Source organism: Neobacillus sp. GCM10023253 (assembly GCF_042653105.1).
In the GTDB taxonomy this organism is placed as follows: domain Bacteria; phylum Bacillota; class Bacilli; order Bacillales; family Cytobacillaceae; genus Neobacillus; species Neobacillus citreus.
Genome location: NZ_JBHSHV010000004.1, coordinates 40,393 through 65,978 on the forward strand (window position 1 = coordinate 40,393; position 25,586 = coordinate 65,978).

A 25,586-nucleotide genomic window follows, 5' to 3' on the forward strand; every position below is an offset into this window, starting at 1 on the left:
AAAATGTTACCGTTAATAACGCCAAACCGGGTAAAAAAATATAGGTAAATATTCCTTCACCTTTTGATACCGAAATGATATCATAATGATATAGATGGAAAAATTTTTCAAAAGGGGAGTGGTTGGGATGAGAGAGAAAGATATGTTCAAAATTAATGGATTTTTGGGGGTATTATTGTTTCTGTTAATCGGGGCGGCGGTAGTATTTTCATTCAGGCAATTTACCTTAACTGAAAGTCCTGTATCTTTTGTCCTCGCAGTGATTGGTGTTGTGGTGTTGTTTCTCCTGCTTTCCGGGTTCACTGTCATTCAGCCGAATCAAGCAAAGGTATTTACTTTATTTGGCCGCTACCTCGGAGTGATCAAACAGGAAGGATTTTGGTTGACGATTCCTTTAACCTTAAGAAAAACAGTATCCCTAAGGGTAATTAACTTCAATAGTGATAAATTAAAGGTAAATGATTTGGAAGGGAACCCGATCGAAATCGCTGCGGTAGTTGTATATAAGGTGTTTGATTCTGCCAAAGCCGTTTTTGATGTTGAAAACTACAAAACGTTTGTGCATACGCAAAGTGAAACAGGCCTGCGCCATATCGCCAGCCAGTACCCATATGATAATGTCAACAATGATTATGAAGTATCGTTAAGGCAGCACTCGGATGAGGTTGGTGACGAGTTGACAAAGGACTTGCAGAAACGCTTGGAATTGGCCGGTGTGGAAATTATTGAAGCAAGGATCATGCATCTGGCGTATTCGAGTGAAATTGCCCATGCGATGCTGCAAAGACAGCAGGCCAAAGCGGTCCTCGCAGCGCGCAAGGTCATTGTTGAAGGTGCGGTATCCATGGTCAAATCGGCAATTGATCAATTAAAGGATGAAGGAATTGTCGAACTGGATGAGGAAAAGAAAGCGCAAATGGTGAATAATTTAATGGTTGCCATCGTTTCTGATAAGGGAAGCCAGCCGGTAATTAATACAGGATCGATTTATTAAGGTAGTGATGATGTGGCCGATAAGAAGCGGTTTTTACTGCGCGTTGATCAGAAAATATATGATGCTTTGGAGAAATGGGCAGACGATGAATTCCGCAGTGTGAATGCCCAGATTGAACTGATTATAAAAAAGGCATTAAAGGATGCCGGAAGATTAAAAAACTCAAAAACGTCCAGAGAAAAAGAAGAAGATTAAAACCGGAGGCAAACCGCCTCCGGTTTTTTAACAGCAGAGTGTCTGAGATTGACACTGTACGATTTTATAATTATTGACTAGCCAAATTTCCGCAAGTTTGACAGCCTTCCAAAAACCTTCCAGATAAATTTGAAACCGAATTCAGGCTGTGCTATAGTAAAAGCATATTAATTGACCGTAGAACCAAATTAGTCAATGAGAAGGATGTGCGCTATGGCACCTGATCGCAGAAGAATGATTGTGGAGGCAGCAACTAAGTCTTTTTCCTTGTTTGGCTATAAAGCAACGACCATGGACCAAGTTGCCAAGCTTGCAAACGTCGGAAAGGGAACCATTTATACATTTTTTAAAAATAAAGAGGAGTTATTTGAAGAAATTATTTCTTCTTTAGTGAAGGAAATGATTGCGGAGGCGGATTCTGTCATTAACCCGGAATTGCCTTTTACGGAAAATGTCCATCGGGCCCTTTATCGTTTATTGGAATTCCGCTCTAGGCACCAATTAATGATTAAATTGGTACAAGAAGAGGCGGAAATGGGAACTTTAGCAGTTTCGGAAATGCTCCAGCATGTGGAGGACGAAATTATTGGTTATTTAAAGGATAAAATCGAAACTGCTATTGCTAAGGGAGCAATCCCAGCGGTGAACCCGGAAATAACTAGCTTTCTTTTGCTAAAAATGTATATCGCATTGGTTTCGGATTGGGAAAAAAATCATGACCCGTTAAGCTCTGAGCAAATTGCGGAAATTATGAAGGTGTTTTTGTTAAAGGGGCTGCCAAGAGGAAAGTAACGCGATAAAGCACTGGGGGACAGGCCCCAGTGCTCCAGTTCTTTTAGTTTGGGTTATTTTTTACTTAGGTTTTGCTGAGCCATTTTGACGAGTTCGCGGACCATGCTGCCGCCAAGCCGGCCGCCAACCTTGCCGGCTTGTTCCGAGGTCAGCTTGCCGTTATAGCCTTTTGATAAGGGTACGCCCACTTCTTCAGCGGCCTCAAATTTGGCATCCTCAGGACGCTGTGCCTGCACGACCTTAGCCTTTAACTGATCTAACCCGCTTCTCGCCTCTGGGACAAGAATTTTGTTTCTTCTCGCCATACAAATCCCTCCTTTACGAATAGAATTTCCAGAACGGAAAAATTCATCAAAAACATCAGCAAGGACTGGATAAAACCGTTTCTTTCCAGTATAATAACCAATAATTAAGCGAATAAATTCGGTGAAAAAGAGAGTAGTTATCTCGTAAGTCCAAGCGAGTCAGGGACGGTGGAAGCCTGATACGGAGCAGATAATGAAACGCACTTTGGAGAAGTGCCCTTGAAAATAGTAGAGGGTGCCGGAGAGTCCTCCGTTAACAAAGATCAAAGTTGGTTCAGTATGAACAATTAGAGTGGTACCGCGGGAATTTCAAACTCTCGTCTCTTTTTATAGAGACGAGAGTTTTTTGCATTTATAGAAAAACTGGAGGAGGTCATAGGAAATGAATTTTAAGAAAGGGCTTGCAGAAGTCTTATATCAAGCATTAGAAGGCGAATTAGCCTCCCAGAATATCGAGCAGTTAATTGAAAAACCAAAAAATCAGGACCATGGGGATTTAGCTTTCCCGTGTTTTTCACTCGCAAAACTGAAGCGTAAGGCACCGAATTTAATTGCCCAAGAGTTAAGCGAAAAAATCCAGTCCCCCACTTTTGAAAAAGTAGAAGTGGTCGGAGCCTATCTTAACGTGTTTTTAAATAAAAAGCTTGTCGCCGAACATATCATTAACAGCATTATTACTGAAAAAGGCAAATATGGCGCCCATGATTTTGGCCAGGGTGGCAATGTTACCATTGACATGTCGTCTCCTAATATCGCAAAACCATTTTCCATGGGGCATTTGCGTTCTACTGTTATTGGAAATGCCATTGCTTTAATTGTTGAAAAATGCGGCTATAAGCCAATCAAAATCAACCACCTTGGCGACTGGGGCACCCAGTTCGGAAAGCTGATTTCTGCCTATAAACGCTGGGGAGATGTGGAAAAGGTCAAGGCAAATCCAATCAAGGAACTGCTTGCCCTGTATATTAAATTCCATGCAGAGGCGGAAACGAATCCGGCTCTTGAAGACGAAGGACGCGGCTGGTTTAAAAAGCTTGAAGATGGCGACCAAGAAGCGCACTCCTTATGGCAATGGTTCCGTGATGAGTCCCTAAAGGAGTTCTCAAGAATTTATCAGCTTATGAACGTGGAATTTGACTCCTATGCCGGGGAAGCTTTTTACAATGATAAAATGGACCGTGTTGTCCAGCTTCTTGAGGAAAAACAGCTGCTCGTGGAATCTGACCAGGCCCAGGTTGTCGAATTGACCGAAGAGGAGCTTCCGCCATGCCTCATTAAAAAATCGGATGGAGCGACGCTGTATGCCACTCGTGACCTAGCGGCTGCTATCTACCGAAAAGAAAATTACGACTTCGCACAATCTTTATATGTCGTCGGCCATGAGCAAAGTCTTCACTTTAAACAACTGATTGCGGTATTGAATAAAGCTGGCTTCGAGTGGGCCGATAAAATGGTCCATATTCCATTTGGGATGATGCTAAAGGACGGCAAGAAAATGTCGACCCGTAAAGGCAAGGTTGTCCTCCTGGAGGAAGTTTTGAACGAATCAATCACGATGGCCCGGTATAATATTGAGGAAAAAAATCCAAATCTGGCAGACAAAGATGGAGTGGCCAAACAGGTCGGTGTCGGCGCAGTTATTTTTCACGACTTAAAAAACAACCGGATGAACGATATTGAATTCTCCTTAGAGGAAATGCTTCGTTTTGAAGGGGAAACCGGCCCTTATGTTCAGTATACATTTGCGAGAGCTAGCTCAATATTACGAAAAGCTGGATGGAAGGCGGAATCGGCACCGGCGTCCGTCTACCAGACTACATGGGAAAACGAGTGGAAGGTAATCAGCATGTTAATGGATTTCTCCAGCGCCATTAAGCGTGCATGCGAAAATTATGATCCATCCCAAGTCGCAAAATACATTGTCGACCTCGCCCAAGTCTTCAATAAATACTATGCGGAAGTTAAAGTACTCGAGCAGAGCGAGGAACAAAGCGCACGCCTGGCACTTGTTTACTCTGTAACAGTTGTTCTTAAAGAAGGTTTGCGTCTCTTAGGGATTGAAGCTCCTGAAGAAATGTAAAGCATTTTGCTTAACCATTGGTTAAAAATGGGATACAATAAAAGTTAGATTAATGATTGGAGGGCTAAGGGATGAGTGAGGTATTATTAAAAAGTTTTGCAACAGCGAGGAATTACCTGCTAAAAAATGTAGAGGTGCTGGATCAAAACATTGTAGATATCCAGCCGGAAGGATTCAATAATACAATCCACTGGCATGTGGGCCATGTGTTAACTGTTGCCGAACAATTTATGTTTGGCTTTCCGAAAAAGTCAGCTAATTTACCAGCCAATTATTTAGAACTATTTGGCAACGGTACAAAACCGGCTGATTGGAATGGTGAAGTCCCATCTGTCCAGGAATTGACGGTTCAGTTAAAGGAACAATTTGAACGAATTCAAGAAATTCCGGTTGAAAGTTTTGCAGAGAAACTTAAAACACCATTTCTTGGCCAAGAAACGTACGGTGAATTGACGAGCTTTGCCATCTTCCATGAATCTATGCACTTAGGGCAAATTTCAGCAATGAAACGAGTTGTCCAAGCGGCTGCTCAAGTAAAATAAATAAAAAGTGAAATTTCGTTTCTGCTCTAGTAGAAACGATTTTTCGTTATATATAGGGAAACATAGAAAAAAGAGAGGACGTCTAACAATCTTTATGGATAATCAGCAGGAAAGACTGAAAGAAAGAATTTGGACAAAGGATTTTGTCCTTATTATATTCGCTAATTTTTTTATCTTCCTAGGATTTCAAATGACTTTGCCAACAATTCCGCTCTTTGTGGAGAAACTAGGTGGCAATGACCAGTTAATAGGTTTCGTCATTGGTATTTTTACCTTTTCTGCACTGCTTCTCCGCCCTTTTGCGGGGCAAGCACTGGAGACAAAGGGGAGAGGCTTCGTATACTTATTGGGGTTGGCCATTTTTGTCCTATCAGTGGGATCCTTTGGCTTCCTGACAAGCATTGCCTTCCTATTTGTGATGCGTGTTGTCCAAGGGGTGGGCTGGGGCCTTTCCACCACCGCATCAGGAACCATCGCCACCGATTTAATTCCGGCATCCCGGCGCGGAGAGGGGATGGGCTATTATGGGCTGTCGGGGAATCTGGCCCTCGCCTTTGGTCCGGCGCTGGGTTTGGTTTTAGCCGGGGTATTGAAGTTTGAAACATTTTTTCTAATTTGTTCAGTTTTAGGGCTGATTGCCTTATTATTGTCATCAAGAATAACCTATAAAAAGGTGGAGCCAAGACAGGAAAAGCCAAAGGGGAGACTTAATTTTTACGAAAAAAGTGCTCTAAAGCCATCGATGCTGATGTTCTTTTTAACCGTTACCTTTGGCGGTATAGCGTCATTCCTCCCTCTTTATACGGCCCAAAAACAGATTGAAGGAATTGAATGGTATTTTCTGATTTATGCCATTGCCTTAATGATTACGAGAACCTTTGCAGGACAGTTATACGATCGAAAGGGGCATCAGGCAGTCTTTATTCCCGGGACGTTGTTAATTTTAGCGGCGATGCTATTGTTATCATGGCTTCCCAACAGCACTATTCTATTTGCTGCCGCAGGCCTGTATGGCCTTGGCTTTGGCACGGTTCAGCCTGCCCTGCAGGCGTGGTCCATTGAAAAGACCCACATTAACCGCAGAGGGATGGCCAATGCCACCTTTTTCTCCTTTTTTGATTTGGGAATCGGTATAGGAGCAATGGTGTTTGGACAAATCGGCCATCTATTGGGCTATAGCAGCATCTATAAAGCAGCGGCATTCTCTGTATTCGTTTCAATGCTTTTGTATGCCTTTTTCATATATAAGGAAAAAATGAATAAGGAAAAACCGAATCGAAGATTTGCTTAGGCAAGTCTTCTTTATTTTTTGTATAATAAACATAAATACAAAGTCCGGGAGCGATTACGATGAGTTTAGGCTTTGCTGTCTATCAGTCCCCAGTTGGAACATTGCGGATTATTGCAGACGAAACGGGTTTGAAAAGAATTGAATTGTTTGAAGAGGACTGGGTTAAGTTTTTGGAAGAAAATCCTGATTTAAAAGAGGATACAGCCATTTGCCAGGAAGCGGTCCGGCAATTGGATGAATATTTTGGCGGCCAGCGCCGTGATTTTGACTTACCGATTTCCGTCGAGGGGACCGAATTTCGCAGGAAGGTTTGGGATGCGCTGCTTAGGATTCCTTATGGCGAAGTTCGCAGTTATGCGGATGTCGCGGAAACGATTGGAAATCCGAAAGCGGTCAGGGCCGTCGGACAAGCCAACCGGGCGAACCAGCTGCCGATTATTATCCCGTGTCATCGGGTAATTGGAAAAAGCGGAAGCCTAACCGGCTATGCCGGCAGTAATACCCCGATTAAACAGCAGCTGCTTGAACTCGAAGGCCGCAAAATGAAAGAAGAAGCGCCGCATAAGGTGATGCTCTAGTTTGTTTGGTTTGAAATGGTCGAAACTGCTAACCAATTTTATAAATAAATTGTGCTATAATGGCGGTATGAATTAAATAGCTGAAAAGTTTTCTAGGGTTCCGTGGCGCGGGTGCGTGCGCTGGTCTGGTCCGAGAGAAAACGCACAGATATGTCTGTGTACACGGAGGGATAAAAGCCTGGGAGATACTGATAAACAGTTATCTCCGGGCTTTTTTTGTTTGTTCCGGTATTTGGGGAAGGAGTGAATAGAATGAATTTACAGTGGATGAAGGTGTTTTTTGCAGCATTTTTTGAAGTTTTTTGGGTGGTAGGATTAAAGCATGCTGATAATGTTTGGGAATGGGCCGGTACGGGTGTGTCTATAATTATCAGTTTCTATGCTTTAATCGCTGCGGGGAATAAACTCCCTGTAGGTACGGTATATGCAGTTTTTGTAGGATTAGGCACAGCCGGTACGGTTATTTCGGATATTCTCTTTTTTGGGGAACCGTTTGATTTAGTAAAAATTCTTTTAATACTCGTGCTGCTGGCAGGAGTGGTCGGCTTGAAATTAGTAACGACAGATTCTGCTGAGGAAGGGGCTGATTCCTGATGGCTTGGATTTCGCTAATGTTGGCTGGTTTTTTTGAGATGTTTGGTGTGGCGATGATTAACAAAGTGCATAGGGATCGAAACTGGCAATCCTTTGTGTTATTGGTGATTGGCTTCGGCGGCAGTTTCTTATTTCTCGCTAATGCGATGAAAACATTGCCGATGGGCACAGCTTATGCCATTTGGACTGGAATAGGTGCATCAGGCGGGGCTTTATTAGGCATGTTATTTTATGGTGAATCGAGGGAATGGAAGAGACTTCTGTTTATTGCCATGGTTTTGAGTGCGGCGGTTGGGTTGAAGGTGGTTTCGTAGTTTGCCCTTTCATTTAATGAGGTTCACTTGATTTTTTTGAAACATTAGAAGTCTTATCCTTAATGGAGTAACTAGTGATCATAAAATAAGTGAAGATTTTTCCGCTAATAGGAGAATAGGGCTCATTCAAGCGTAAATAAGGGAAGGTTTTCCGCTTAAACAAAGCATAATCCCCAATTCTGGAGTTTTTTTAGTCAATAGGGGAAATTTCTCCGCCTATTTTAGTTATTCTTAATCTTATTTGATAAATAAGGGAAATTTCTCCCCTTATTTATCAAACTCTGTCTAATGAACTTGTACAACTTACGGTTGCTTTGGTCAGATATAGAAAATTTTAAGAAAGGCTTAGAGATATTTTTATCTCAAAGCCTTATAAACTGTGCAATATACTGTAATTTGTGTTGTGAAAGGTTATGTGATTTGCTATGTGGTTAGGGTTGTGATTTACCGTTTTGCACCTCACAAGTAAACCTTTTACAATGTCTAGTCAGTGGTTTTCTTCGTCTTTTTAATTAAAAAGTAGATAACTCCCAGCACAATCGCTGCGATCAGGAGCGGCATGACGTATGGCTGTGCCGCTTCTTTAATATGCGACCAGTTTGCACCCAATGTCTTGCCCAACACAAGAAACAATATGGTCCACGGGATAATCGCTGCCACGGTATAAAGAGTAAACTTAAGACCAGACATTTTGGCAATCCCGGCAGGAATGGAAATCGCATGGCGGACGACAGGGATAAATCTGGCTGTAAAGATGACCCCTACGCCATATTTTTCAAACCAATGCTCCGCTACATCGATATGCTTCTTTTTAATCATGACATACTTTCCGTACTTCTCCAAAAATGGCCGACCGCCATAATAGCCCGCCCAATATAAAAACAACTGAGCAAGTGTTCCGCCGATGGTCCCGGCAATTACGGCCCCGACAAAATTAATTTTTCCGAGCGAAATCATGTAGCCGCCATATCCTAAAACGAGCTCGCTTGGGATGATTTCAATCATTAATCCCAAAGCAATCCCGAAATAACCTAACTGTGATAGAAAATCTAATACCGAAAAAATAAACTCTTTCATAGCACACCTTCACTTATGTAAATAATAGTCACTCTAACCAGTTTATAATAGTTTGTCTCATAAAGAAATATATATGGTCTTTTTCATCCAGACATTCCATTCAAAAAGAAAAAAGCAGCTTAACAGCCGCTGCCTCATAGACAATCAGGAACTTAATGATTTTTCTGTAGAAAACATATAGGTTCGATGATGATAGCGGATGCTGTAGACAAGACCCATTGCAAACATATTCCCCATCAGCGAACTGCCGCCGTAGCTGATAAAGGGCAGGGGAATTCCTGTAATCGGAAGCACTTGAATTGTCATGCCGACATTTTGGAACACATGAAAGGTAATCATGCAGATAATGCCCGTGCAAACATATGTATTGAACGGCTCATTCGTATCCAGCGCCGTTTTAATTAAATGGTAAATAAGCAAAAAGTACAGTCCGATGACAACGCTGCCGCCGACAAAGCCGTATTCCTCGCCGATCACACTAAAAATAAAATCGGTATGGGCTTCGGGGACATAAACCACCCCATTGCTGAAACCTTTGCCAGATATAAGACCTGACCCGATTGCTTTTAATGACTGCAGCAGATGAAAGCTTGATCCGGATGAATGATTAGCCGGGTCAAGCCAGGAATATATTCGATTAAATTGATAGGTTTCCACATGGAGATATTTTTCAAGAATTTCCGGTTTATTTAACACAAGATAAAAGATTAGGGCAACAAACGAAGCGCCAACACTGCAAATGGGCAAGATGATTTTCCACGAAATGCCGGAAACAAGGATAACACCGGTCAAAATCGCCATAATGACCAGGGCTGTCCCTAAGTCTTCCACTACGATTAAACCAAGCGGCACCACGGTAATAAAGCCAAGCTTAAGCAACAGCAGCAGGTCGGTCGTCAGCGTTTTTTCAATATACTTTTCATGATGAGCGGCCACTGCCCGGCTTAAGGCCAAGATTAAAAAGATTTTGACGAACTCTGAAGGCTGGATGGTCCCAATGCCTTTAATCACAAACCAGTTTTTCGAGCCGTTCCTTTCGGGTGCAATACTTGGCGGGGCAACCGCTAACAGGATTAGCAGGAAAATCCCAAAGCCATATAGTACCCAGGCAAGTTTGCGGTACTGATAGCTGTCGAAAAGAATGGATCCCAAAACAATGGCAGCGCCGACCACATACCAAAAGACCTGCATAATCAGGAAATTCCGTTCTCCGTATTGACCGGTCGATTGGGCACTGTAAATTGCTAGGCAGCTGATAAGAAAGAAAAGAAATAATAATAATGTTAATGTCCAATCAAAACGGTCCGCTTTTTTTATCTCTGTATCCATAGACCACACCTTATTTTTAGCAATTATTTATTATCAGACTAACAAAGAAATGGTAAGCCTACAACAACATAGGCAAAATCTGTCATATTATTTAACGATTTTAAGAAGGAAAAGTTTCAGTCTCACATTAAATAATGAAGAAACATCGTCGCAATCCCGAAATAAGTGAGTAAGGAAAAAATATCATTTAAGGTGGTAATCAGCGGCCCTGAGGCCACTGCAGGGTCAATTTTTATACGGTAAAGAATAATCGGAATGATGGTCCCGGCAAGCGTTCCGATGATTAGAGTGAAAAACAGTGAGCTGCCGACTACAAATCCTAACGTCAGGCTTCCCTGCCAAATATACGCAATGATCGATATTAATATCGCACACGTTGCGCCGATCGAAATTCCCACTCCGAGCTCCCTCATGATTAAACGAAAGATAACCTTTTTATCAATATCGTGAGAAATTAGTCCTCTGACAACGACGGCAAGCGATTGCGTTCCGGTGTTACCGGTCATTCCGGCAATCATTGGCATGAAAAAGGTAAGGGCAACCACCTGCTTCAACGTGTCTTCAAAGCTTGAAATAATCCGTCCTGAAATAAGCCCAATGAACAGAAGCAGGATAAGCCAAGGAAGCCTTCGCGCTGCGGCAACGAGCGTTTTTGTATCAAAATCGATTGCTTTACCTGAAGCAGACAGCTTCTCGATATCCTCATTTGCTTCTTTAATCACGACATCGATGACGTCATCAACTGTAATAATCCCGAGCAGCACATGATTCTCATCGACAACCGGTACAGAGATAAAGTCGTAGCGTTCAACGGTCTTGGCGACATCTTCTTGGTCTGTTGTGACGGTAACAGAAATAACCCGTTCAAACATAATGTTGTCAATCCTGTCGCCTTCACCAGCAAGCAGTAAATCGCGGTAGGATACAACTCCCACCAGCTTGCTATCTTCGTCAATGACATATAAATAATTCAGCGTTTCGGCAAACTCAGCAAACGATTTAAGCTTATCAACCGCTTCCCTGACGGTATAATAGTTGCGAATCCAAACAAACCTATTCGTCATAATTCTTCCTGCTGTTTCAGGAGGATAACTCATGATATCTTTGACGGCATTAGATTCCTTTGTATCCATTTCCGAAAGGAGGGAATCTATTTTTTCAGGAGACAATTCATGCAGAAGCGTGGCCAAATCATCATTGTCCATTAAATCTAGGACCTTGCTGGATTTCTCAATCCCCAGCATATTCAACAATTCAAGCTGTTCGGATTTTTCCAGCTCTTCCATCAGGTCGGCAAGAAGATCATATTTTAAATAAAGTAGAAACCTGCTCTTTTGCTTTTCTGGCAACTCTTTGTAAATCGCCGCGACATCGTAGGGCTGAAGTTCATCCAGAGCAGCTTCAAATTCGGCCTTTTTATTTTCAGTTAATGTGTTGATAATATATAAACTTATTTCCTCATGAGTCATATCTTTAACCAAGGTTTATCACTCCTTTCCTAGACCAAATCGCTATAAATTAAATAAGGCGGGAGTACATAGAATAGTCAATATGGTTAATCCATAGTATACGTCATTATAGGTAATACCTTTAGGTTAAATCATTAATCGAATATTATTATTTGTAAAAGAAATGAAATAAGCTATTTTTCCTATTTTTTGATAAAATGAGGAGGTATTGTCTATAAGCATTTGGAAGTTTCATGGAAACTGGAACTGATAAAATATAAAACGTGTTTGAACGGAGGAGTTTGGCGTTGAAAAAGCATCATCATCAAGACATACGGGACCTTATTTATTTACATTTAAATCAATCAGACCAGTATGTTTTATCCTATGGGATTGAATTCGCAGAATTTGCGGCAGCTTTTTCCGGGTCTTTAAATCACCTGCTGTTACTTAAGCACCGCTATGATGATGCTGATTTTAACATGCACACACTGCTCGAGTACTGTCCGGAAGAAGGAATAAACAAATTGGCTGCGGATGATGTTTACGGTTACGGAGATTTCTGCTGGATTGATTTTCTGGAAGAAGATGTTTTAAATGAACTTTCTGGGCAGGAAATGGCGGAATTATTATACTTAGGCCACCATAAACAACACTTGAAAACCCCGTTCTACAATAAATTGGGCAACCGTTTCGTTTACTTAGCTCATGATGACGGCTGGTTTAATAAAACATATTACCGCAGCTTCAAGGACTTTTTCCATTTACTAAGTGAAGTGGTTTCCGATAAGCTGGGGGAAATAAAACCGGAAAAGTCGCTGCTGGGACTTCGTAAAAAACGGACATACACGCCGGTGAATAAGGAAATCCTGCTGTCCTTGACGCCGTTCATCAAGGAAGGAATTTGCATTTCGTTTAGGGATGCGGACGCTCAGCGGACCCGAATTGAAATTCCAATTTGGGTGATTGGCGACTATGCTAATATGGATGATATGTATGAGGAATATCAATATATTAGGACAAAGCCTTATCATGCAAAAATTATTTTTGACAAAAAGACAAAAGAATGGAAACTTAACGTTGTTTAAGGCTGACCTAAAAGTCAGCCTATTTCGTCGTGGAAAAACCAAGAGGAAACAAACAAACTATGGGCTTCATAATATAAATTTGAAAATCAAGTAAACTTAGGTATATCGAATTTCCTTTCTGATTAAAGAAAGTGATAAAATAAAATGTGAATGAAAAGATGGAGGTTTTCAGCATGAAAACAAAATTAGGATTGCTTTACGGAGGAAAATCCGCAGAGCATCAGGTGTCATTACAAACGGCTCTTGCTGTCATGAAAGCATTAGATCTTGAAAAATTTGAAATTCATCCAATTTATATAAATGTAGAAGGCCGCTGGATTAAAGGTCCGCAGCTAATGGAACCGGCTGAAACAGTAAAGGAACTGGCATATTCCGCTGACAGTCAAGTCCCGGCCGCTTTATCGCCTGCTCTATTCCAATCGGAGAACCAAGAGAACGCTGAGCTTGATGTCATTTTTCCACTTTTGCATGGACCGAATGGGGAAGATGGAACCGTTCAAGGATTATTGGAAATCCTAAACCTGCCGTATGTCGGGAACGGTGTTTTGGCTTCAGCAGCCGGCATGGATAAAGTCGTCATGAAAAATATATTTGCACAAGCAGGTCTTGGGCAGGTAAACTATGTTTCTTTTATTAAGAGTGAATGGACGGGTGCCAAAGAAGAAGCTTACGAACAAGTTGAGAAGGAGCTCGGCTATCCATGCTTCGTAAAGCCGGCCAATCTTGGCTCGAGCGTTGGAATCAGCAAATGCCGCAACCGGGCTGAGCTTGATACTGCATTTTCAGAGGCTTTCCAATTTGACCGAAAAGTCATTATTGAAGAGGGCGTCACTGCCCGCGAAATCGAGATTGCTGTTCTTGGCAATGATGCACCAGAATGCTCCGTTGCCGGAGAAATTGTCCCGAAAAAGGATTTTTATGACTATAAGGCGAAATACGAAGATGGGGAAACGGCGTTGATTATTCCTGCGGAGATACCTGAGGATGTATACGCAGTAATGAAGGACATGGCAATTCGTGCCTTTAAATCGCTTGACTGTTCGGGATTGGTCCGGGCTGATTTCTTTTTAACACAAGATGGCAAGGTGTTAATTAATGAGGTGAACACGATGCCTGGTTTCACGCCATTTAGTATGTTCCCGCTGCTCTGGAAGCACACCGGAGTAGAATATCCGCAATTAATTGAGCGGCTTGTGGACCTAGCCAAAGAAAGACACGCCGAAAAGCAACAGATTAAATATACTTTTTAACAACAAAAGCGCAGCTTAGGATAAAAAACAACATTTGACACGGCTGTTTTTGCCGTGTCCATTTTTATAAATAAGACATAAGAGGAGGAGTTAATCATGATTAAACGATCATTAAAGCAGATTGCCGAAATGGTCTCTGCGCAAAATGATATCACGTCATATCTTGACATCGTTATTGCAGGTGTAACGATTGATTCCAGAAAAATTGAACCGGGCAACTTATTTGTTCCATTTAAAGGTGAGAAGGTAGACGGCCATAAATATGTGGAAGAAGCCATCAAGAAAGGGGCCGGCGCGGCGCTCTGGCAAAAGGATGTTCCGAATCCGCCGCAAGGGCTGCCACTGTTGATTGTTGACGACTGCCTCGCGGCTTTGCAGGAATTGGCGCGCAAATATCGGAAGGAATTGTCTGTCAAAGTAGTTGGAATTACCGGGAGTAATGGAAAAACAACAACAAAGGACATGACCTCAAGTTTATTGTCACTTAAATATAAGGTCCAAAAAACCGAGGGTAACTACAACAATCATCTCGGTCTTCCTTTAACAGTGCTTGGCTTAAATGAAGATACGGAGATAGCTGTCCTAGAAATGGGTATGAGCGGCCGCGGCGAAATTGAATTCCTTACCAAACTGGCCTGTCCGGATGCCGTTGTCATTACAAACATCGGTGAATCCCACCTGCTTGACCTTGGCTCAAGAGAAGGGATTGCTGAAGCCAAACTTGAAATTCTTCAGGGACTTCAAAAAGGCGGACTGGCAGTACTCCATGGTGATGAGCCGCTGTTGATGGAGCGTATTCATCAATTTAAAGGAGATGTTCAAGTTCAAACCTTCGGCAGAAGCGATACGAATGATTTATTTCCAACTGAAATTACCCAGCTTGAACAGGGGAATAGCTTCAAGATTAATGCTTCTGATAAAACCTTTGAACTGCCGGTTTTAGGGACACACAATATTTTAAATGCACTTGCGGCGATGCTGATTGCCCGATATTTTTCCGTTTCCTTTGAAGAAATAACTGAAGGATTAAAAACAACCAAACTGACGAATATGCGGATGGAGCTTGTGGAAGGGAAGCGTGGTGAGAAAATCATTAACGATGCTTATAATGCAAGCCCTACGTCCATGATGGCGGCAATTGAATTAGTGTCAAACCTTCAGGGCTATGAGCGGAAAATCCTCGTTCTCGGCGACATGCTCGAGCTTGGGCCGCAGGAGGAGCAGTATCATTTGCAAATAGGTGAAGGTTTAAATGCTGACAAAATTGAGTTCCTGTTCACCTATGGACAACTTGGCAGCCATATCGCTGCGGGGGCAAGAAACGTATTGGGTGATGAAAGAGTTTTTGACTTTCTTGATAAAGAGGAATTAATTCAGTCGTTAAAAAAATATCTAAATGGGCAGACTCTCGTGCTTGTTAAAGCATCAAGAGGGATGAAATTGGAGGAAGTTGTCAAGGCACTGCAAAAATAAGGATTGGCCGAGCGGTTATTTGAGTCTCTTGCAGACCGGATGTTAATGCGCTTTTGGCCATGGGGCAGGTGACAAAGGGATGATAGGCTGCTTGTGCATTCACGGCTTTACGGGCGCCCCATATGAAGTGGAGCCCTTGGTGGAGTATTTAAAGAACCGTACAGATTGGGTTTTTCGTGTTCCTACGCTGCCGGGGCATGGTGAAACCCTCCGTTTAAAAGGGGTTCATTACCAGGAATGGATCCGCCATGCCGAGGAAGAATTAAAGGAACTTCTGGAAATTTGTGATGAGGTGTATGTCGTTGGTTTTTCCATGGGCGGTTTGATTGCCAGCTTTCTTGCAGCACATTATCCTGTGGACAAGCTCATTTTGCTTAGTGCTGCTGCTTACTATATTCATCCCAAACAACTAGCGGCTGATGTAAAGATGTTTATTAAGGATATATTTACCGGCAGCATCCGGAATAATGAGCTGTTCCTGCGTTATAAAAGGAAAATAACTGAGACCCCGCTTGCAGCAACACTGGAATTCCGCCGGCTTGTTACCTATATCAGGCCGATGCTGAATCAGGTAAATGTGCCAACCTTTATCGCCCAAGGAGAATCTGACGGGATTGTTCCGCCGAAAAGTGCGGAATATCTTTATCGGACCATCGGAGCAAAGGAAAAAAAGATTATTTATATAAAGGAATCAAAACATCATATCTGTCACTGTGGAGAGCGTACGGTCCTATTTTCTCAGGTGCTTGATTTTTTGGGTAATTCCTAAATGATAAGGCATGAACCATCCAAACTTTATTTGCATAATACTATTGATAATGTTATCATTAATAGCAATGTGTCTAAAGATTGGTGAAAAATGGGCATACTCCTTGGGAGGAATGTCTTTTTTTTGGTAAAATAAAGATGTTACTTGATGTGTTTCTTGAGAATAGATTTAGCTTTAGATATTAAAAATATTGTTAAATAGATGAAGGAGAATGAATACATTGACGAAGTTTGAAGATTTAGGCATTAGCCAGGCTACGTTGAAAGCTGTCCTAAAGATGGGATTTGAAGAAGCAACTCCTATTCAGTCTGAGACGATTCCATTAAGCTTAGCAAATAAAGACGTAATAGGCCAGGCTCAGACAGGAACAGGTAAAACCGCAGCCTTTGGAATTCCGTTAGTTGAAAAAATTGATACAAAACAAGAAGCAATTCAAGGGATTATTATTGCTCCGACTCGGGAACTTGCTATCCAGGTATCCGAAGAGCTTTATAAAATTGGTGCGGGTAAAAGAGTCCGGGTTCTGCCGATTTATGGCGGACAGGATATTGGACGGCAAATCCGTTCATTAAAGAAAGCGCCGCATATCATTGTCGGTACACCAGGCAGGATTCTTGACCATATTAACAGAAAAACCATGCGTCTTGACCAAATTCAGACAGTAATTCTGGATGAAGCCGATGAAATGTTGAATATGGGATTTATCGAGGATATTGAATCTATCCTTGCAGGAGTTCCGGAAGAAGGGCGCCAAACATTGCTTTTTTCAGCAACCATGCCAGGGCCAATCCAACGAATTGCTGAAAAGTTCATGAAGGACCCGCAGATTGTCCGTGTGAAAACGAAGGAAATGACGGTTCCGTTGATTGAACAATACTATGTTGAAGTGCAGGAAAAAAACAAGTTTGATGTTTTAACCAGACTTCTTGATATCCAATCACCGGAATTAGCGATTGTGTTTGGACGTACGAAGCGCCGTGTCGATGAGTTATCCGAAGCCTTGAACCTTCGCGGCTACACTGCAGAAGGCATCCATGGTGATTTAAGCCAGGCCAAACGCCTTTCTGTGTTACGTAAGTTTAAAGAAGGTAATATCGATGTTCTCGTTGCAACTGACGTAGCGGCACGTGGACTTGATATTTCCGGCGTTACCCATGTTTATAACTTCGATATCCCGCAGGATCCGGAAAGCTATGTACACCGCATCGGACGTACTGGCCGTGCCGGTAAAACGGGTGTAGCCATGACGTTTATTACACCACGTGAAAAGCCATATTTATTTGTGGTGGAAAAAACAACGAAGCGCAAAATGGAACGTATGAAGCCGCCAACCCTTGATGAGGCATTGGAAGGCCAACAGCGGGCAGTTGTTGATAAAATCCTACAGACGATTGAATCCAACAATCTTCATTATTATAAGAATGCAGCCGAAGAATTACTGGAAGCCAATGATGCTTCAACGGTTGTTGCAGCAGTGTTGAAGATGCTGACAAAAGAGCCTGATACAACACCGGTTAAATTGACTGAAGAGGCGCCGCTTCAGTCGAAAAAGGAAAGAAGACCTCATGACCGTGGTGGAGACCGTGGCGGGGATCGCCGCAGAAGAGACGATTCACGGAACTATAATTCTGACCGCAGAAAAAAAGCACCGGTAAAACCTCGCGGTGAAAGAAAAGCCGGCGGCGGCAAACCGAAATCAAAAACATATTAAGATGATGTATTAAAGCATGGATGCTGGCTGTGTCCGTGCTTTTTTATATGTGCAAAAAGGGAAGACTAAATGTTAAATACCTTTTGGAGGATTTAACATGATTATACGTCTCGGATATGTTGCCATGAGTGTGGAACTTCAAAATGCATCCCCATCGCAAACAATGACATTTGCGCAATTCAGCAAAATTAAAGACAGGGATGCAGCTATTCGTAAACTGGAAAGAATTTCCGAATCAAATTTACATAATTGCCTCCGTCTCTTAAAGCATAATGAAGCCAATCAAATTCACTTCTTTCGGTTAAGCTCGCGGCTCATACCACTGGCCAACCATGAGGAATTACTTGACTGGAATTACATGAAACCATTAAAAGAGCCCCTAAAAGAGCTGGCAGACTACATCAAGAAGCACCCAGCAAGAATTGATTTCCATCCTGACCATTTTGTTGTTCTTAATTCACCGGATAAAGAGATTTTAAAAAAATCATTGAGAACACTCGTTATGCATAAAGCCCTGCTGAAGGGTATGGAAGTTGACACGGAACACCGCTGTGTCCTTCATGTCGGAGGCGGCTATGATGATAAGGAAAAAGCTCTCGAATTATTTATTCATAACTGGGCCTATATTTCTCCCTCCATCCAAAGAATGATTATGCTGGAAAACGATGATACGACATTTACCGTTAAAGAGACCTTATATCTTTGTGAAAAACTGGGCATTCCCATGGTGTTTGATTATCATCATCATCTGGCCAATCATGAGGACAAAAATTGGCAGGAGGATTGGGGGCGAGTGGTGGAGACCTGGAAGGATTCTCCCCTGCCGATAAAAATGCATATTTCTAGCCCGCGGTCCGAACGTGACTTTCGTGCTCATGCGGATTATGTGGATGTTGAGATGTTCCTTCGGTTTCTTGCTCAAATCAAGGGGACGGTTCCTGAGATTCATTGCATGATCGAAGCGAAGCAAAAGGATGCCGCACTCTTTCAACTTTCTCGGGACTTGCAAGGTAAGAGCGGAATCAAAATGCTGGATCAGTCAAGTTTTCTGATGGAATAGTAGAGCTTCCATACCTTTCTATGTATACTTATATGTGAAAGTTTGCCATTTTCTCATTTAAAAGGGAGGGGGAAATAGAATGCAGACTGAACCGCAAAAACGCATCTCGGAAAGTGCCCTGAAAGTTTGGCGCATTTTTGGTGTTATAAAAGCGGCGATAGAGTGGGCTATAGCTGTCACGGCCATCATAATAATACATATATTTAACGGCCCAATTTGGGTATCGGTTATCCTTATAGCGCTCGCCATCATATTAACCTACTTACATGTTTTCTTATTCCCATCAATCAGATGGAAACGCTGGCGGTACGAGGTCCGTGAAGAAGAAATTGAACTATTGGAAGGGATTTTTATCATTAGTCGTACGCTCGTGCCGATGGTCCGTGTCCAGCATGTCGATACCGTACAAGGCCCAATTTTAAGAAAATATAAGCTGGCATCGGTCATCGTCCATACGGCGGCCACCGCTCATGAAATCCCTGCCCTGAAGGAGAGCGAAGCGGAAGAATTACGATTCTATATTTCAAAATTGGCGAGGGTGGCTGAAGATGATGTCTGAACCAAAACGGCTTCACCCCATCGCCAGCGTCATTAATACCGGAAAAAGATTAAAAAACCTTTTCATCCCCTTAGCTGCGATATTTTTATCGGGAGGGCGAGAAGGCAAGGAATCTCTTTTCATTACACTTGGTATAGCCTTGGTTGTTGTTATTTTCACTTTTATCTCCGGCCTGATTTCTTGGTTAAAATATACTTATCGTTTTGAATATAATGAGCTTCGAGTCGAATATGGGATTTTCATTCGCAAAAAACGATATATCCCCTTTGAACGAATCCAAAGCATCGATTTGACAGAAGGCATTTTGCAGCAGCTGTTTGGGCTTGTGAAGGTACAGATTGAAACAGCCGGCTCAAGTGGAGACGAGGAAGCGGAGGCCGTTCTTTCGGCCATTACCAAGGAAGAGGCAAAACTCATTCAAGAGTATGTCGCAGCAGCTAAAACGGGTGATTTAGAAACAGCAAGCCACAAAGTGGCCAAGCCGATTTTTAAAATAACCACACCGGAATTATTGCTCTTATCGTTAACATCAGGAGGCATCGGGGTGGTGATATCTGCTTTATTCGCACTGCTTTCCCAGTTTGACGATTTCATCCCTTTTAAAAAGGTCTTTGGCGGGTTGGAAGAATGGGCGGTTCACAATCTTATCCTTATTGCCATCCTTGTCTTTGCCGGCTTTTTCCTGGCATGGCTGATTGCCTTAGTGTTGACGATGCTAAAATATGCGAATTTCACGGTAGTACAAACAGAAAAGGACTTCGTTATTTCACAGGGGCTTCTTGAGAAAAAACAAATTACCATTCCTTTAAACCGGATTCAAGCCATAAGAATCAGTGAGAATCCAATCAGGCAATTGCTTGGTTATGGAACGGTGTATGTGGAAAGTGCCGGGGGATCCATTGAGAACAAGGATGGAGCAAATGTCATTCTACTGCCAATCATGAAGGTAAAGGAATTGTCTGCATTAATTGGTCCTTACCTGCCGGAGTATCATTTCACGGCGTCCTTCACGCCAGTCCCGAAGCGGGCATTAAGGCGTTATATTTTCCGGAGCTGGTTCATTCCGGTTCCAATCGCAGCGGCAGCCATCTTTTTTTTCAAAATATGGGGTCTCTTTTCGCTGCTCCTAATTGGCTTATTTACATTTTGGGCGATACTGAAATATAAAACCGCTGGCTGGAGTTTGGATGGTCAGCAGCTGACCCTTAGATTTCAGACCACCAACCGCACCACTGTCTTTATAAAGAAAAACAAGATTCAAAGCTTGGAAATAAGGGAAAGTTATTTTCAACGAAATAAAGAATTGGGGACAATTGAGGCCTATGTAAAATCGGGACTAGGCGGTGCCGGCGGGACAGTTGTCGACATGGAAAAAAGTGAGGTAGAGAAGATTTTTGGCTGGTACTCTAAGGAACAGAAAAACAGGGAGGGGGCGCACGGTTGAAGCCTCCCTCTATTCTGGGCTTTGTCGTGAAACTGCCCCAAGCAAAAGCCCGCCCAGCAGCCCAAAAAGATGGGCGGTAATATTCACGTTAGGTTCAAGAAATGTCATTACTAAGCTGATAACCGTAAGTGTGATGATTATTTGGGAATTCGCTTTGGAAAGTGTATCTTTTTTAAAAAGAATTAGCGCCAAATAGTAGCCGAACAGCCCGAATATCGCCCCGCTTGATCCGACATGTGTATAGGTGAGCGCCTCAAGCATTAAGGTAGCAACGTTGGCGATCAATCCGGAAACCAGATATACAAGCAAAAATCGTCCGCCGCCGAGCATCCGCTCTAGCCCTGGTCCAAATAATACAAGGGCAAAACTATTAAAAAGCATATGGGAGAAACCGCTGTGCATAAAGATGGGTGTAATCAGCCGCCAATACTCGCCCTCCATAATGTAAAGATTGACCCCGGAGAGGGTTTCAATAAACCAGGAATTAGGGAATATTGGTAAAATGGTGCAGATAAAAAGAATGAGATGAATGGCCACAATAATAGAAACCACCGGGTAATAGCGAAGAAACTCGCGAAGACTTTCTGTTCGAGTAAACATTATTTTCCACCTCTTACTACCATCATAGACTATTATTTTATCTTGTACACTATTATGCTGACAGGAAATGAAATAGAAGGAAGATTAGCGATGATAAAAGGAATTGGTATTGATATTATTGAACTTTCCAGAGTTCACGAAATCATCAGCCGGCAGCCCAAATTTATCGACCGGGTTTTGACGGCCAGCGAAAAACAAAGATTCTCAGAATTGGCAGAGCGTCGAAAGGTCGAATTTTTAGCTGGAAGATTTGCAGCAAAAGAAGCTTTCTCAAAAGCGATTGGAACGGGGATTGGAAAAGAGCTTTCCTTTTTGGACATCGAAATTAGTTCGGATGAGTTGGGTAAACCGGTCATTAAAAAGCCGGAAGTATGTGCCCATTTGTCCATTTCCCATAGTAGGGATTACGCTGTCGCCCAGGTTGTGATTGAAGAGGATCACTAATTTAAAAAAAGCTTGTCAGGCCTGTTAGCATATTCCCCAAGGTTGTCTCATATATTCATAGGGAAAAAGGAGAGACAAGGTCAGCTTGGTCATTTTGGTTATCATGCCTGATCCCTGCCTTTCTCTTCTCAATACACTGAAATGAGACAAGAAGGGGTTGAAGGAATGAGGAAAAAGTTAGTGCTGCTCATCACGGGGCTGATCGCAATCTTCATGCTCGCTGCCTGCGGTTCTAAATCACAGGATGATGTGGTAAAAGATTTAAATGGAAAGCAAAAGGACTTATCAAGCTATAAAGCTGAAGCAAAAATGACCCTCAAAATGGGGTCGGATTCTCAGGTTTACGACGTGGAAATCTGGCATATGGACCCAAACTTTTACCGTGTTAACCTAAAAAATGCGGAAAAAGACCAAAGCCAAATGATTTTAAGAAATAATGAAGGCGTGTTTGTGTTAACACCTGCCCTGAAAAAGAGCTTCCGCTTCCAAAGCGATTGGCCGCAAAACAGCAGCCAGGCTTATCTTTATGAATCATTAATTAAAGACATTGTGGCCGATAAAGACGCCAAATTTTCCGCTACGAAAGAACACTACGTGTTTGAAACAAAAACCCGCTATCAAAATAATAGTATGCTTCCAATCCAGGAAATTAAGCTGAATAAAAAGGATTTGTCACCAGCAGTCGTTAAAGTGATGGACCCTGATCGAAATGCTCTTGTAACAGTAGAATTTACAAAGGTTAAATTCAACGCCAGCTTTGACAAGGACGACTTCGATATGAAGAAGAACATGACCCGTGCAGAGCTAAATATGCCGGCGATGGCAGATGGAGGAGATAAAGCCTTTACGGTTAAATATCCAACCTATGAAATTAAAGGCACAAAACTGATTGAGGAGAAATCTGTCAAGATTGAGGATGGAAAACGGGTTGTCCTTACTTACGACGGTAAAAAATCATTCACCCTTGTTCAGGAAAAGGTGAAATCCAAGGTTGCCTCGACTACTCCGACTTATGTAGAAGGTGACTTGGTTGACCTAGGCATTACGATTGGGGCCGTTACTGATCATTCGATTTCCTGGTCACAGGGCGGAGTCGATTATATGATTGCCTCCAAAAACCTGACGAAGAAAGAGATGGTCGAGATCGCTAAATCCGTCCAAGGGGAAGCAGTAAAATAAATAAAGTTTCAAGCCGCGGAGATGTTGCACCTGCCGCTGATTGGAACCAATAATTTACACCGGCAGGCTCTTAGGGGCCTGTTTTTTTTTATGTTATAATAAACTGACATTAATGTTTTTAGGAAGTGGAATCATGGGAGAACAAGATTCTTTTTATCGGGATACATGGGTAGAAGTAGATTTGGATTGTATTGCGGAGAATGTCACATCTGTCAAAAAACAACTGCCTGAAGGGGTGGACATTTTTGCCGTCGTGAAAGCTAATGCCTATGGCCACGGGGATATCCAAGTGGCTGAAACCGCACTGAATGCAGGGGCGGTGTATCTGGCGGTAGCCTTTATTGATGAAGCGATTGCACTGCGAAAAAAAGAGATAACGGCACCTATACTTGTTTTAGGGGCTTCTCGTCCAGGGGACGCCTTGGTGGCTGTTCAAAATAATATCACCCTAACTGTTTTTCAAAAGGAATGGCTCGAGGAAGCAAAACAGCAGTTGAATACAAATGATCAGCTAAAGGTCCATGTTAAAGTGGATACAGGAATGGGACGGATCGGCGTCCGCACTGTCGAGGAATTAAAAGCTGTTGAACAAACCATTGCAACTGATAGCCGACTTTTGTTTGAAGGGATTTTTACGCATTTCGCAACGGCTGATGAGTTGGAAACTGCCTATTTCAATGAGCAATTAGGCAAATTCGAAGCACTTGTAGGCACACTGGCTGAACGGCCAAAGTATATTCATGCCAGCAACAGTGCAGCGGCTATTCGGTTTCCAAAAGCCTATTTCAATGCTGTCAGGCTTGGAATTGTAATGTACGGGTTAACCCCATCACCGGAAATGGAACAGGAAATTCCTTTTTCCCTAAAAGAGGCTTTTTCGTTAAAGACAAAGCTTGTCCATATTAAGAAGCTGCCAAAAGGCAACAAAGTGAGCTACGGGGCCACATATGAAAGTGAACAGGAAGAATGGATTGGCACTTTGCCAATCGGATATGCTGATGGATGGATTCGCAGGCTGCAGGGGCAGGAGGTCCTAATTGCAGGACTTCGCGCACCAATTGTCGGAAGGGTTTGTATGGACCAATGCATGATCCGTCTTCCTTTTGAGATTCCTGTTGGAACAACCGTCACGTTAATTGGAAGCGAAGGTGACCAGCTGATTTCCGTTAATGAAATTGCCGCCAAGCTTGACACCATTAATTACGAGATACCGTGTATCATTGCGAGCCGGGTACCGCGCATTTATAAAAAAAGTGAAAGAATTGTCGAGATAAAAAATTACCTGGTATAGGTGTAAATCATGCATAGGAAACATATTTATGATATTGCGGTAATTTGTGCATAAAAGCTTGTTTAGTTGGCTTATAATACAGTAGGAATCATATTTAGTCTATGCATGAAGAGCGTTTAGTGTTATTATAAAATATGGTATAGATAAAAAAATGGTGTGTAGTGATGGTGGAGGTGTATGTTGGGTGTCTGAATCCAGCGCAACTACGGAAATCTTGGTAAAATTACCGCAGCATCTATTAACTGAATTAGATGGTTTCGTAAAGCAGGAAAATGTAAACCGCAGTGAGTTTATCTACCAAGCAACAAAAATGTATTTACGCGAACGAAAAACGAGACAAATTCGCGAATCCATGAGACGTGGATACATGGAAATGGCAAAGATTAATCTTAGGATTGCGTCAGAAGCATTTCAAGCAGAATATGAGGCAGAGCATACTGTTGAACGTCTTGTAAGCGGAGGATAATCCCTTGATTGTCAAGCGTGGTGACGTATATTTTGCGGACCTTTCCCCAGTTGTTGGTTCTGAACAAGGCGGCGTCCGCCCTGTACTAGTCATCCAAAACGACATCGGGAATCGGTTTAGTCCCACAGTGATTGTTGCAGCGATTACAGCTCAAATTCAGAAAGCGAAGCTCCCTACTCATGTTGAAATTGATGCGAAGCGCTACGGATTTGAACGCGACTCAGTCATTCTGTTAGAGCAAATTCGCACAATTGATAAGCAGCGGTTAACCGATAAAATTACCCATCTCGATGACGAAATGATGGAAAAAGTGGATGAAGCCTTGCAGGTAAGTCTTGGTCTCATCGAATTTTAACTTAAAACGCTCTTTGTGAAAAGAAGAGCGTTTTTTCGTACATAATTCTGCCCTCATATTGCTAAGGCAAGCTCATGGAAGCTTGCCTCTTTTATTTTTTAAGGGAAACTTGATCTTGGAAGGTAGAGCAAGACGGTTGAAGGACAAAACGGGTTGTGACTAGGGGTGAAATGTCCTTGATGGGCGTGATGAAGGACAAAACGGGTTGTGACTAGGAGTAAAATGTCCTTGATAACCGGTATGAAGGACAAAACAAAAGAAGAAACAGATGAAAATGGTCTTCTGTCAAGAAAGTGGACAGTAAAATTTAAGACTTTTAGAAACCAAACCACTACCGCACTTCGTTTGGTACGGTATT

At 42.4% G+C, this 25,586-nt stretch carries 27 protein-coding genes, 1 riboswitch and 1 other annotated feature; of the genes, 22 read left to right on the forward strand and 5 right to left on the reverse strand.

Going from position 1 to position 25,586, the window contains the following annotated elements; translation table 11 throughout:
* Nucleotides 1–127: 127 nt before the first annotated feature.
* The 3 genes from ACFPA1_RS07260 to ACFPA1_RS07270 all read left to right on the forward strand — a co-directional run bounded on the left by ACFPA1_RS07260 (nucleotide 128) and on the right by ACFPA1_RS07270 (nucleotide 1,981).
* Complete coding sequence (locus tag ACFPA1_RS07260) at nucleotides 128–994, forward strand: SPFH domain-containing protein (RefSeq protein WP_213148154.1); 867 nt, start codon at nucleotides 128–130, stop codon at nucleotides 992–994.
* Nucleotides 995–1,006: 12 nt separating this feature from the next.
* Nucleotides 1,007–1,189, forward strand: coding sequence for an Arc family DNA-binding protein (locus ACFPA1_RS07265; protein WP_213148153.1), 183 nt, complete (start codon nucleotides 1,007–1,009; stop codon nucleotides 1,187–1,189).
* A gap of 213 nt (nucleotides 1,190–1,402) precedes the next feature.
* Nucleotides 1,403–1,981, forward strand: coding sequence for a TetR/AcrR family transcriptional regulator (locus ACFPA1_RS07270; RefSeq protein ID WP_213148152.1), 579 nt, complete (start codon nucleotides 1,403–1,405; stop codon nucleotides 1,979–1,981).
* Nucleotides 1,982–2,034: 53 nt separating this feature from the next.
* On the opposite strand, the gene ACFPA1_RS07275 is transcribed toward ACFPA1_RS07270, so the two are convergent.
* Nucleotides 2,035–2,286, reverse strand: a complete 252-nt coding sequence (locus ACFPA1_RS07275) for an alpha/beta-type small acid-soluble spore protein (protein ID WP_213148151.1) — start codon at nucleotides 2,284–2,286, stop codon at nucleotides 2,035–2,037.
* 112 nt (nucleotides 2,287–2,398) lie between these two features.
* Nucleotides 2,399–2,614: a binding site (T-box leader), on the forward strand.
* A gap of 54 nt (nucleotides 2,615–2,668) precedes the next feature.
* Here ACFPA1_RS07275 and argS point away from each other — a divergent pair.
* The 6 genes from argS (at nucleotide 2,669) to ACFPA1_RS07305 (ending at nucleotide 7,685) form a co-directional block, all read left to right on the forward strand.
* Nucleotides 2,669–4,366, forward strand: a complete 1,698-nt coding sequence (argS, locus tag ACFPA1_RS07280; RefSeq protein ID WP_378581882.1) for an arginine--tRNA ligase — start codon at nucleotides 2,669–2,671, stop codon at nucleotides 4,364–4,366.
* A 71-nt stretch (nucleotides 4,367–4,437) separates the two neighbouring features.
* Nucleotides 4,438–4,908 (forward strand): DinB family protein, encoded by a 471-nt coding sequence (locus ACFPA1_RS07285; RefSeq protein ID WP_378581883.1) that lies wholly within the window; start codon nucleotides 4,438–4,440, stop codon nucleotides 4,906–4,908.
* A 94-nt stretch (nucleotides 4,909–5,002) separates the two neighbouring features.
* Entirely contained in the window at nucleotides 5,003–6,199 is a 1,197-nt protein-coding gene (locus ACFPA1_RS07290; RefSeq protein ID WP_213148148.1) for an MFS transporter, read from the forward strand.
* A 59-nt stretch (nucleotides 6,200–6,258) separates the two neighbouring features.
* Nucleotides 6,259–6,777 carry a methylated-DNA--[protein]-cysteine S-methyltransferase gene (locus ACFPA1_RS07295; RefSeq protein ID WP_213148147.1) on the forward strand — a complete coding sequence of 173 codons (519 nt, stop codon included), beginning with the start codon at nucleotides 6,259–6,261 and terminating at the stop codon, nucleotides 6,775–6,777.
* Nucleotides 6,778–6,858: 81 nt separating this feature from the next.
* A riboswitch (guanidine-I (ykkC/yxkD leader) is annotated at nucleotides 6,859–6,964 on the forward strand.
* Nucleotides 6,965–7,029: 65 nt separating this feature from the next.
* Nucleotides 7,030–7,371 (forward strand): DMT family transporter, encoded by a 342-nt coding sequence (locus ACFPA1_RS07300; RefSeq protein ID WP_378581884.1) that lies wholly within the window; start codon nucleotides 7,030–7,032, stop codon nucleotides 7,369–7,371.
* Nucleotides 7,371–7,685, forward strand: a complete 315-nt coding sequence (locus tag ACFPA1_RS07305; RefSeq protein ID WP_213148145.1) for a DMT family transporter — start codon at nucleotides 7,371–7,373, stop codon at nucleotides 7,683–7,685. The genes ACFPA1_RS07300 and ACFPA1_RS07305 overlap by 1 nt, the downstream gene beginning before the upstream one ends.
* Nucleotides 7,686–8,168: 483 nt before the next feature.
* Here the strand turns inward: ACFPA1_RS07305 and ACFPA1_RS07310 are convergent, their stop codons facing one another.
* From ACFPA1_RS07310 to mgtE, 3 genes are all read right to left on the reverse strand, one after another.
* Nucleotides 8,169–8,762, reverse strand: a complete 594-nt coding sequence (locus ACFPA1_RS07310) for a DedA family protein (protein ID WP_378581885.1) — start codon at nucleotides 8,760–8,762, stop codon at nucleotides 8,169–8,171.
* Nucleotides 8,763–8,906: 144 nt separating this feature from the next.
* The gene (locus tag ACFPA1_RS07315) at nucleotides 8,907–10,091 is read right to left on the reverse strand and encodes an FtsW/RodA/SpoVE family cell cycle protein (protein WP_378581886.1); all 1,185 of its coding nucleotides are present in this window, start codon (nucleotides 10,089–10,091) and stop codon (nucleotides 8,907–8,909) included.
* 122 nt (nucleotides 10,092–10,213) lie between these two features.
* Nucleotides 10,214–11,572 carry a magnesium transporter gene (mgtE, locus tag ACFPA1_RS07320; RefSeq protein ID WP_378581887.1) on the reverse strand — a complete coding sequence of 453 codons (1,359 nt, stop codon included), beginning with the start codon at nucleotides 11,570–11,572 and terminating at the stop codon, nucleotides 10,214–10,216.
* A 275-nt stretch (nucleotides 11,573–11,847) separates the two neighbouring features.
* Here mgtE and ACFPA1_RS07325 point away from each other — a divergent pair, with 275 nt between their 5' ends.
* From ACFPA1_RS07325 to ACFPA1_RS07360, 8 genes are all read left to right on the forward strand, one after another.
* On the forward strand, nucleotides 11,848–12,627 hold the full coding sequence (locus ACFPA1_RS07325) for a hypothetical protein (RefSeq protein WP_213148141.1): 780 nt from the start codon (nucleotides 11,848–11,850) through the stop codon (nucleotides 12,625–12,627).
* Nucleotides 12,628–12,800: 173 nt separating this feature from the next.
* The gene (locus tag ACFPA1_RS07330) at nucleotides 12,801–13,877 is read left to right on the forward strand and encodes a D-alanine--D-alanine ligase (RefSeq protein ID WP_213148140.1); all 1,077 of its coding nucleotides are present in this window, start codon (nucleotides 12,801–12,803) and stop codon (nucleotides 13,875–13,877) included.
* A 96-nt stretch (nucleotides 13,878–13,973) separates the two neighbouring features.
* Nucleotides 13,974–15,350 carry a UDP-N-acetylmuramoyl-tripeptide--D-alanyl-D-alanine ligase gene (locus tag ACFPA1_RS07335; protein WP_378581888.1) on the forward strand — a complete coding sequence of 459 codons (1,377 nt, stop codon included), beginning with the start codon at nucleotides 13,974–13,976 and terminating at the stop codon, nucleotides 15,348–15,350.
* A 79-nt stretch (nucleotides 15,351–15,429) separates the two neighbouring features.
* Nucleotides 15,430–16,119: an alpha/beta hydrolase gene (locus tag ACFPA1_RS07340; RefSeq protein ID WP_213148138.1), complete on the forward strand. Its 690-nt coding sequence runs from the start codon at nucleotides 15,430–15,432 to the stop codon at nucleotides 16,117–16,119.
* A gap of 220 nt (nucleotides 16,120–16,339) precedes the next feature.
* A complete protein-coding gene (locus ACFPA1_RS07345) occupies nucleotides 16,340–17,830 on the forward strand; it encodes a DEAD/DEAH box helicase (protein ID WP_241114069.1) in 1,491 nt (496 codons plus the stop codon).
* A gap of 97 nt (nucleotides 17,831–17,927) precedes the next feature.
* Nucleotides 17,928–18,890, forward strand: a complete 963-nt coding sequence (uvsE, locus tag ACFPA1_RS07350; protein WP_378581889.1) for a UV DNA damage repair endonuclease UvsE — start codon at nucleotides 17,928–17,930, stop codon at nucleotides 18,888–18,890.
* 79 nt (nucleotides 18,891–18,969) lie between these two features.
* On the forward strand, nucleotides 18,970–19,449 hold the full coding sequence (locus tag ACFPA1_RS07355; RefSeq protein ID WP_378581890.1) for a PH domain-containing protein: 480 nt from the start codon (nucleotides 18,970–18,972) through the stop codon (nucleotides 19,447–19,449).
* Complete coding sequence (locus tag ACFPA1_RS07360; RefSeq protein ID WP_378581891.1) at nucleotides 19,439–20,893, forward strand: PH domain-containing protein; 1,455 nt, start codon at nucleotides 19,439–19,441, stop codon at nucleotides 20,891–20,893. Before ACFPA1_RS07355 ends, ACFPA1_RS07360 begins: the two co-directional genes overlap by 11 nt.
* A 9-nt stretch (nucleotides 20,894–20,902) precedes the next feature.
* Here ACFPA1_RS07360 and ACFPA1_RS07365 read toward each other — a convergent pair whose 3' ends face one another.
* Nucleotides 20,903–21,493 carry a rhomboid family intramembrane serine protease gene (locus ACFPA1_RS07365; RefSeq protein WP_378581892.1) on the reverse strand — a complete coding sequence of 197 codons (591 nt, stop codon included), beginning with the start codon at nucleotides 21,491–21,493 and terminating at the stop codon, nucleotides 20,903–20,905.
* Nucleotides 21,494–21,583: 90 nt separating this feature from the next.
* Here ACFPA1_RS07365 and acpS point away from each other — a divergent pair, with 90 nt between their 5' ends.
* The 5 genes from acpS (at nucleotide 21,584) to ndoA (ending at nucleotide 25,228) form a co-directional block, all read left to right on the forward strand.
* Complete coding sequence (acpS, locus tag ACFPA1_RS07370; RefSeq protein ID WP_213148133.1) at nucleotides 21,584–21,937, forward strand: holo-ACP synthase; 354 nt, start codon at nucleotides 21,584–21,586, stop codon at nucleotides 21,935–21,937.
* A 165-nt stretch (nucleotides 21,938–22,102) separates the two neighbouring features.
* Entirely contained in the window at nucleotides 22,103–23,116 is a 1,014-nt protein-coding gene (locus tag ACFPA1_RS07375) for a LolA family protein (protein ID WP_213148132.1), read from the forward strand.
* Between the two features lie 133 nt (nucleotides 23,117–23,249).
* Nucleotides 23,250–24,407 carry an alanine racemase gene (gene alr, locus ACFPA1_RS07380; protein WP_378581893.1) on the forward strand — a complete coding sequence of 386 codons (1,158 nt, stop codon included), beginning with the start codon at nucleotides 23,250–23,252 and terminating at the stop codon, nucleotides 24,405–24,407.
* 184 nt (nucleotides 24,408–24,591) lie between these two features.
* On the forward strand, nucleotides 24,592–24,873 hold the full coding sequence (locus ACFPA1_RS07385; protein WP_213120931.1) for a CopG family ribbon-helix-helix protein: 282 nt from the start codon (nucleotides 24,592–24,594) through the stop codon (nucleotides 24,871–24,873).
* A gap of 4 nt (nucleotides 24,874–24,877) precedes the next feature.
* The gene (gene ndoA / locus ACFPA1_RS07390) at nucleotides 24,878–25,228 is read left to right on the forward strand and encodes a type II toxin-antitoxin system endoribonuclease NdoA (RefSeq protein ID WP_007083556.1); all 351 of its coding nucleotides are present in this window, start codon (nucleotides 24,878–24,880) and stop codon (nucleotides 25,226–25,228) included.
* Nucleotides 25,229–25,586: the final 358 nt, after the last annotated feature.